This is a genomic window from Saccharibacter floricola DSM 15669 (genome assembly GCF_000378165.1).
In the GTDB taxonomy this organism is placed as follows: domain Bacteria; phylum Pseudomonadota; class Alphaproteobacteria; order Acetobacterales; family Acetobacteraceae; genus Saccharibacter; species Saccharibacter floricola.
In genome coordinates this window covers 39,565-47,165 of the sequence record NZ_KB899346.1, presented here as the reverse complement: position 1 = coordinate 47,165, position 7,601 = coordinate 39,565, and the positions used below count along the sequence as shown (strand labels likewise).

The window sequence follows — 7,601 nt, the reverse complement described above, 5'->3', positions numbered from 1 at the left end:
GACGGCCATGTTCCCATCTGTTCCTTCAATCATGGCCTTGGCTCGGTGCGTTCCCGCAATCAGGCCATAGGTGCCCGACACAGCTTGTGCCTCAGCCGCTTGAGCACGGTTTGTTTCGGCAGAAAGAGCGTCGGTGCTGGCAAGGAACCAGAGCTTGCCAGTGCTGTCTTTGATAACGGGAACCGTGCCGTTTTCTCCAATGCACAGCCCAACAACAGGCACATCGGAAGGCACATTGCCAGAGCCCAGCACATACGCCCCTTTAGGCTGCAACCCTGCTTCGGCGGCTTGCGCTCGTTGGGTTTCGGCATCCACATAGGCCCGCGTTGCGAGCGACCAGATGACCTCATTACTATCTTTAATGACAGGAATAGTGCCCTGAAATCCGATACAGACCCCCAGAGCAGGCACATCTTCAGAGGCATTTTTAGAGCCAACAAGATACGGCCCCTTAGGTTGCAAGCCTGCTTCGGCTGCTTCTGCCCGCTGCGTTTCAGCATTAAGGGAATTTTGGAGCTGGCTCTCAGCCGATTGAGCGCGGCTTATTTCAGCCGAAAGAGCGTCGGTGCTGGCAAGGAACCAGAGCTTGCCAGTGTTGTCTTTGGCAACGGGAACCGTGCCATTGATGCCAATGCAAAGCCCGGTAACACTAACATCGGAAGGCACGTTGCCAGAGCCAGAGACAAAGTTGGCCATATAAAGCGCTTGCCATGTCGGGTTGTCAGAGCCGGGCCGTGTTGTATTGCCGTCTTGGAGATTGACCCAATAGGTTGTTGCGATGCTGTCGTCATTAACGATAGCCCCGCGTTTGTAGCCCCCTTGTGTGGCGGCGACTTCAGGGCTGAACGTGCCGAGATGGCCTGCTTGGGCGAGGCGTCGGTAAGTTGTGGCGGTGGCATTGAGCGAGGCGACATCGCCGCTCATAAAGCTACGCGCCGTTGTGCCTTCTTGCCCGCGCTGGACGGTCAGCACATCGCCATTGCGGGCTATGCAATAGGTAATTTCGTAATTGTCGGGATTGTTAGCAGAGGCCAAGGTGAGCGGGAACAGCTCGTCGCTTCCTGAAGGAGCGGGGAAGAGTGCCCCGCCGCCCGACATGAGGGTGAGGGTGGTATCATTGACCCCCACATTGCGGGCAAGCTGCGTCTTGGCCCTGTTTGTAAAGAGGAACATTAGTCACCTTGCGTGATGGAGTATGTAAAAGCAGCGGGAACAGAAAGCAGCCCGTTACGGATCAAAGCACCAAGAAGCGTGATGAGATGCTCGTTCGCCGCCTTTTTGGCAATCGCGATGATGACGCTATGGTCGCGGAGTGTGATGCTCACGGAGGCTGTGCTGTTAAAGCGCCACGCATGGCCGTTATCCCCTGTCAGGAAGCGCATGATGCGGCGTTTAAGCCACGGGATGGAGAATTGCAGGCCATCTCCTTTATAGAGATGCCACGTCAAAAGTCGCTTGAAGAGGTCGTCGGTCACATCAAAGCGCGAGGATGTGCGGGGAAGTTGGTTCCCGTCCACGGGGAGCGTATTGAGCGGCGTTGTATCAATCGCGCCTACAATATTAACGATCTGCGATGAGCCGACCTGATGACGGGCGATGCCGTACAGGCACAAAGCGGCATAATCAAGCAGGCCACCTGTGAGGGTGGGGCGCATATACAAAGCGAGCGGGTGGGCGATCATCCATGACAAGGTGCTTTGGGCCATCTCGTTATAGGCCGCAAAGAGCGCCATGATGTCAGGGTCATCAGAGAATTGCTGATAGGCATAAGCGGGGGCTGTGAGGGTATTTTGCATTAGCCGTCTCGCTCAAGGGTGATCTGATCGGGGCTGGTGATGAAGTAACTTTGAGGGTCGCCTTCAATGATAACGCTGTTGGGCGGTGGGCTACTGAGCAGCCCATCCAAAAAGACGGTAAAGGAGAGGCTCGCAATCGTGGCACCGGGGAGGAGTTGCAACAAAGCGGCCTCTGTGATGGTGCCCATTTGCAGTGTGCTAAGCGGTGCCCCAACGGTGAGGCTGTTGATATAGTTGGAGAGTTGCGGCGCAATCGCCTGCGTCACGATGCTATCATCGACGACCCCGGCATTGTTGGTCTGCCAGCGGATAGAGAGCTTCACCTTTTGCTGAAGAGGGCGGATGAAGGCGACCTCGTAACGGTCTGGGCCGTCACTGACAAAGGCCGCCAAGTCGCGCGGGTTGGTCTGGAGCACGCCATTGCCGCTATAAAGAGGGGCGTTTGTCGTGTCGACCGGGATCGAGAAATGGGACGCGTCAATAACAGAGGCTGTGAAGCTGCCGTTAATGCTCGTCATGGCGGTTTCGCCCGCGATGGTGACGGTCTGCCCGTCTGTCAGGCCATGGGTGAGTTCGGAGGCAATGACGCAAGGGTTAGCGCGTGTGGCGTTTGCAATAGGGTTGATGCTTGGTTGGAGTGACGGCAGGTCAAAACAGCTTGTGTAAATCGCGCCGGCAATCTGGTTGGGATCACCTCCATCAACCATGATGCTATAGCCGCGATCTTGAAGAACATTAACACGGATGGAGCGGGGGAGCACATTGGGTACATTAAGCAGGCATGAGCGAATAAAGCCCGGTGTGCCTTGAGCGGTACGTTGCCCTGCTTGGAGGATGCGGGCGCGGTAGTCGCTGTCTTTTTCACTCCCGGTTCCAGCCGTGCCTTTAACGGGGTTGGTCACGCTGAGGTTAATGCCGGCGGCAAGGCCGGTCACGATGGTGGTAATGGAATTCTCTGGAATGATGGTCGTGCCTTCTGTCAGGGACAGAACATAGACTTGAGGGAGCACACCATTGGCGGGGATCGTATAGTTTTCCTGCGTTTCGTAAGTGTAAATACCGTCAGAGACTTGGAAGCCGGCGGCTAGATAAAGTCCCGGCGGCCCCGTGAAAGTCACATAGGCTGAGGGGTTCGCCCCAGCTCCTCGCTTAACGCCATAAACCTCCCCAAATTCATCAAGGAAAGCGGGGGTGGCATTAAGTGGGGAAACGGAGTTGATCAGATCGACCTTGGCTTGATCAATTTGAGCAAGAGCGCCAATCGCCGTTGAGGCCATGTCTTCGGTTAACGTGCCGGGAAGGTCGGTCGTCACACCGGGGCTGCGGGTGGTGGCCGTCGCGATGAGCCGGTCTCGCAAGGTTTGCGGGTCAGTTGGCTGCACGCCGCTATTGTTTAGTGTGGTCAAGAGGCCGGGATAGCGCTCTTCCAAAACGGAGAGCTGGGCGTCTGTGAGGTCGATAATGGCCATAAAAGCTCCGGGCAATAAAAAACCCTCCCGGTGAGGGGAGGGTGAAAAGCAGAGAGGGACGTGGGCTTAGGACGACCAAGGCCCCGTCTGGCTGTGCTCTTGGTTGAAGGCATTTTTCGCGTTGGAATAGACCGTGCCGTCATTGAGGAGCGCACGAATAACGTATGACGGATTAGGGTTAGAGTCGTTCTGCTGGCGTGTGATTTGCAGCATGGGGAACGTTTCACGGAAGCGCTCTTGGGTGAGGTTGAGGTAATAATCCGGCCAGATGCGCGTTACCAGCGTTTGAGACACAGGGATTCCCCAATCCGTGGAGAAGGGGGCCTCGCCAAGCTGAAGGAGCAGGGCATTTTGCAGCCATGCAATGTTGGCTTCGTCGCCGTCAACGGCCTGCCAGCGACGCGAGCCGTCGGGTTGTTTGATACGTGTCCAGACGCGCATAAGAGTGTCTCCGAGCACTAAAAAAGCCGCCCCGGTGAGGAGCGGCTTTGGGAGTGGAATGATGTCTTAATAAATCGGTATCGGAATGAGTTTCACCGGTGAAACTTGATGCCCCATTTTCTCGCCCCTAAAGGAACGTTTGATGAGATTGCTCGTTAGGCAGGGTGGGTGCTCGGGGATGATGCGCCTTCATTGGTGCGCAGGGACTCACTAATGAGTTGATTGAGGCTGAGCCCGCGCGAGGCTGCGAGCTCAACAGCGCGTGCATGCTCTTGAGGCGAAAGACGCACCTGAAACTTCCCAGAATAGGGGCGTTTAGGGCTGATCCCTTTCTCTTTGCACATCTCTAAGAAGACCTTTAGGGAGGCCTCGCCTTCCGTTTTTAGCCCTTCAACGCTATCGGCATAGAAGTCAGCACCGCCATTGAGGCCCAGAAACTCCCCACGGAAAAGCCCCGTCTCGGGGTCAAAAGCAACGACGGCTTTATAACCGCCAACGGTCAGAATGTTCTTCATGGCGTTACTCCGTTTTGTTCCAGCCATTTCCGCACAGAAGCAATCGCTCCCTTGTCTGTGTCCGGTTTGGGGTGAGAGCGGTGAAAGACCCTCACTTCCCCAAAGAGAAACACCCCCACGCGCGATCCTTCACGTTCGCTCACCTCACCGCCTAACGCGGTAAAGAGTGCCTCAACTGACGCCCAAGGCACATTGCCCGAGACAGGACGCTTAAAGATGAGTTCGAGCGTTTTGCGGTGCTTGGCTTCCATCCGTAAATAATATCATATTTTAGTATCATGGGAAGGAGAAAGAGGTTCTCCCAGCTCGTTAAATAATGTCTAGAGAAGAGAGCGGGATTTCAAGGAGGTTTCCGCTGCCCATATCGTCCCAGCTACCGAGGCCCTTGAGGCCGCCGGAAAGCTTTTTGAGCAGCCCATTCTTTTTCTTTTGGGCTTCTTTTACCTGCGTGAGAGGGCGCACGAAGTCGAACTGGAACTGGGCGGCAGGGAATTGCTGGGCATCGGGTGAGGTGTCGATAATGCGGGTGAGCAGCATGGAGGTGTAAATCTGCCCCGGTGTGATGACCACAAATGTGCCGCCCATTTGCGTGTGTTTGTTGAGGATGGCGCTCAGGGCTTGGAGTGTGGCCAGCTTTGTGACCATCGCACCGGGGCCATTGGGCGGGCAGCGTAATTGCATTGAGAGCTGAAGGGGCTTGCTGACCACCGCGTTAGCGGCCACGGTTTGGTTGGCGAACGGGTAGGTGCCCACCTCGTTTTCAAGCAAGCTACTGCCACTCTGTGGGTTCCATGTTGCCCACATATTATCGAGATTTGGCAGGTTTAGCTTGCCCGAGAGGCCGCCTGCGAGGAGCCCGTTGGCGGTGGCGACGGCCTGCGTATAAAGCAAGATCGGCACCGTGCCGCCAAGTTTTTCGGCCACGCCACCGGTGAGGATGATGGGCGAGCTCTGATAGGCCATTTGCGCGATTGTGCGTCCTGCCTTGTTGAGAATACCGCCAACGCTCATAAAATGGCTCCCTGTCGTGAGGAAACGGCGATGTTTTGGCCGCTATAATTTTCGATTTTAACAACGGTGCCGCGGGAAAGATTTTGGAGCACACGGGGGATATAGTCCGTCGTTTCTTTGGGCAGCCCTTGCTTCCAGTTTGCGCCGCGTTCGCGAATATCGCGATCTAAATTGCCCGAGCCCATATTGTAAGCGGCAAGGGTTTTTTCTGTGTCGCCATGATATTTTCGCCTTAGACGGGCGAGCATCGCTTCCCCACCTCTCCATGATTGGAGCGGGTCAAACGGATTAGTTACACCATATTCGCGTGCGGTAGCGGGCATGAGTTGGAGCAATCCTTTGGCCCCGACGCGGCTGACGGCGTTTGGGTTCCCGCCACTTTCGGCCATCGCCACGGCACCTGTGAGACGATCCAGATCAGGTGCTTGTCCTCCGGTCTCGGCCAGCGTTGGCGCTGCCGCCCCATTGGAGGAACGGGCAGGCGTGTCTGTCATGGTCGAGGTCGCGAGCATGGGGGGGCCTGCGTTCCCGTCGCGTTTTTGGTCGACTAGTGTGCGTTCACACTCCAAGATGCCTGCCGTTAGGTCAAGCAGCCGTCGCATACCGTCAACGTGCGTCAAAGCAGAAGAAGAGGAGGCGCTTTTGTCAGGTCGGGGGCTGGCTTGTGCGAGCGTGGGCGGCGGGGCCTTGGTGGGGGTTTTAGGGCGTTTGTCATCTCGGCCCATCAGCTGCCGCTCTTTGGCCTCGTTAAAGTCCCATGTGGTCCATGCCCCGGTTCTGTCCTGATAGTGTTTGAAGACTTTTAGATAGTCTGTGCGTTCATCGTCCTGCTTCTTTTCAGCCTCTTTGTCGTGCGGCCCTAATGTGCCCGCATAGGGATCAAACGGGCTATAGCCGTTGTCCTTAACGTCACGACCGACCGCCCAGCCCGTGGCTCCCGCAATCGTGCCGCCCGCGAGCGCGGTAGAGAGCACGCTGACAATACTACTGCCAATCGTTGCGCCTACCTCAGTGGCTGCTGCCGCGCCTTCTGTTGCGCCGGTGGCCGTTCCTGCGGCTCCTTCAGCAGCGGCGCCTTCTTCAGCCGCGGCTTCTCCGGCTGCTGCCGCTCCTTTTCCGCCTTTGCCCAGGAGGGCGCGGATACCTTTCTCTGCTCCTTGGAAGCCCTTTTTAAGGGCCATGCCTCCTAAGGTTGGGGCGATCGCGGCGATCCCGGCCAGAGCCAATAGACCGTTGCCGTTGGTGATTTTATCAAGCTGTATGGCCAACCTGCCAGCAGAGTCCGTGACGGCATCAAGATTTTCTTGCGCTTTCCGGGCTTCTCCCATGGCCTTGTCGATGGTCGGAGCAAAGTTGTTGAGCTTGGTTGCTTCGGCCTCATTTTGGCGGCGTCTATCATTAAGCGCGGCCTTTTGAGCCGCGGTTAGGGCCTCCTTGTTATAATGAGCCTCTTTAGCGTTAGCCTCCACAGTGCCCGGAATAGCGCGCACTTCTTTGTCAGGCGCCTGTTCGAGTGAAATAGCCGCGCCCTGAAGATCGCTGAGATGACGGCCATCCCAAATAGCGTCCTCATTGTCTCCTTTATGCTTGCGTTCAAATTGAGGGAGGGTCTGGACAAGCGACGCAAGGATTTTGTTCATATCCCTACTGGAGGTATCGACCCCAATACCGCGTAACTTAGCGGCATAGCCAGCGTCGCGTGTCGCGCGGTTGGCCGCTTGCATGAGGGAGCCTTCAGGGTCGTAAGGCTCAAGGTTGTTCTGCCATGCTTTAATATGGCTTGCATCCATCCGTGTTCGCAGGCTCTGAGCCCGTAAGGCCGCGCCGGAATGGGCGATGTTTTGGAGTCCTTGAAAGGCCGCAAACCCTAGTTGAACGCCCTTCATCGCGACCGCTGCATAGGCGATCTTGCCTAAGGGTGAGCGAGCGAACGATTGGACGCGTCGGATATTTTCCCTCTCGACCCGTCCTTCCTCTTCTTTGCGCCGCTTGCGGTCGGTAAGCTGACGATTGCCTTCCTTGAGCTGCTTGTTGCGGTCGCTTTCTGTGCCGACAAGACTTTGGTTGATCGTGACAAGCTCTTTGGTTGCGCTGGCTTCCCCTTTTGTGGCTTTTTCGCGCTCATGGCTGGCCCCGTGCGGCATTTTAACCGCACGGCTCAGCTCCTCGCCCGACTCTTTGAGTAAGGTGCGATACCGCTCAACAGCCTCGATATAGTCCAGGAACTCCTGATACTGAACGGAGATGTCAATAACGCTTGTTTGGTTAACCATAGCGGGCCATCAGTCGGGCGCGATATTGCGCACCATTGTCAAAAGGGCTGTTGTCGCCCATGATTTCATGGAAGGCGGGGCCGGTGAGCCAATCAA

8 protein-coding genes are annotated in these 7,601 nt (G+C 56.4%); all 8 read right to left on the bottom strand.

All coding sequences use genetic code 11. From position 1 onward, the window contains the following. On the bottom strand, positions 1-1,173 hold a 1,173-nt coding region (locus F457_RS0110340), incomplete at its 3' end, for a hypothetical protein (protein WP_026294350.1). After that, positions 1,173-1,796 (bottom strand): hypothetical protein, encoded by a 624-nt coding sequence (locus F457_RS12910; RefSeq protein WP_018981068.1) that lies wholly within the window; start codon positions 1,794-1,796, stop codon positions 1,173-1,175. The genes F457_RS0110340 and F457_RS12910, both read right to left, overlap by 1 nt. Further along, positions 1,796-3,265, bottom strand: a complete 1,470-nt coding sequence (locus F457_RS13405; protein WP_018981067.1) for a baseplate J/gp47 family protein — start codon at positions 3,263-3,265, stop codon at positions 1,796-1,798. Before F457_RS13405 ends, F457_RS12910 begins: the two co-directional genes overlap by 1 nt. Positions 3,266-3,331: 66 nt before the next feature. Continuing rightward, positions 3,332-3,706, bottom strand: a complete 375-nt coding sequence (locus tag F457_RS12900) for a hypothetical protein (protein ID WP_018981066.1) — start codon at positions 3,704-3,706, stop codon at positions 3,332-3,334. A 155-nt stretch (positions 3,707-3,861) separates the two neighbouring features. Then, positions 3,862-4,221, bottom strand: a complete 360-nt coding sequence (locus tag F457_RS0110320; protein ID WP_018981065.1) for a type II toxin-antitoxin system HicB family antitoxin — start codon at positions 4,219-4,221, stop codon at positions 3,862-3,864. Beyond that, entirely contained in the window at positions 4,218-4,472 is a 255-nt protein-coding gene (locus tag F457_RS0110315) for a type II toxin-antitoxin system HicA family toxin (RefSeq protein WP_018981064.1), read from the bottom strand. The genes F457_RS0110320 and F457_RS0110315 overlap by 4 nt, the downstream gene beginning before the upstream one ends. Positions 4,473-4,530: 58 nt before the next feature. Next, positions 4,531-5,232, bottom strand: a complete 702-nt coding sequence (locus tag F457_RS0110310; protein ID WP_018981063.1) for a hypothetical protein — start codon at positions 5,230-5,232, stop codon at positions 4,531-4,533. Further along, entirely contained in the window at positions 5,229-7,505 is a 2,277-nt protein-coding gene (locus tag F457_RS13400) for a lytic transglycosylase domain-containing protein (protein ID WP_018981062.1), read from the bottom strand. The genes F457_RS0110310 and F457_RS13400 overlap by 4 nt, the downstream gene beginning before the upstream one ends. Positions 7,506-7,601: the final 96 nt, after the last annotated feature.

What these genes read in the sequence shown, in the direction of transcription:
- F457_RS13400 (WP_018981062.1), bottom strand. Translation starts at nt 7,505, where the DNA reads ATGGTTAACCAAACAAGCGTTATTGACATCTCCGTTCAGTATCAGGAG.
- F457_RS0110320 (WP_018981065.1), bottom strand. Translation starts at nt 4,221, where the DNA reads ATGAAGAACATTCTGACCGTTGGCGGTTATAAAGCCGTCGTTGCTTTT.
- F457_RS13405 (WP_018981067.1), bottom strand. Translation starts at nt 3,265, where the DNA reads ATGGCCATTATCGACCTCACAGACGCCCAGCTCTCCGTTTTGGAAGAG.
- F457_RS0110315 (WP_018981064.1), bottom strand. Translation starts at nt 4,472, where the DNA reads ATGGAAGCCAAGCACCGCAAAACGCTCGAACTCATCTTTAAGCGTCCT.
- F457_RS0110310 (WP_018981063.1), bottom strand. Translation starts at nt 5,232, where the DNA reads ATGAGCGTTGGCGGTATTCTCAACAAGGCAGGACGCACAATCGCGCAA.
- F457_RS12910 (WP_018981068.1), bottom strand. Translation starts at nt 1,796, where the DNA reads ATGCAAAATACCCTCACAGCCCCCGCTTATGCCTATCAGCAATTCTCT.
- F457_RS12900 (WP_018981066.1), bottom strand. Translation starts at nt 3,706, where the DNA reads ATGCGCGTCTGGACACGTATCAAACAACCCGACGGCTCGCGTCGCTGG.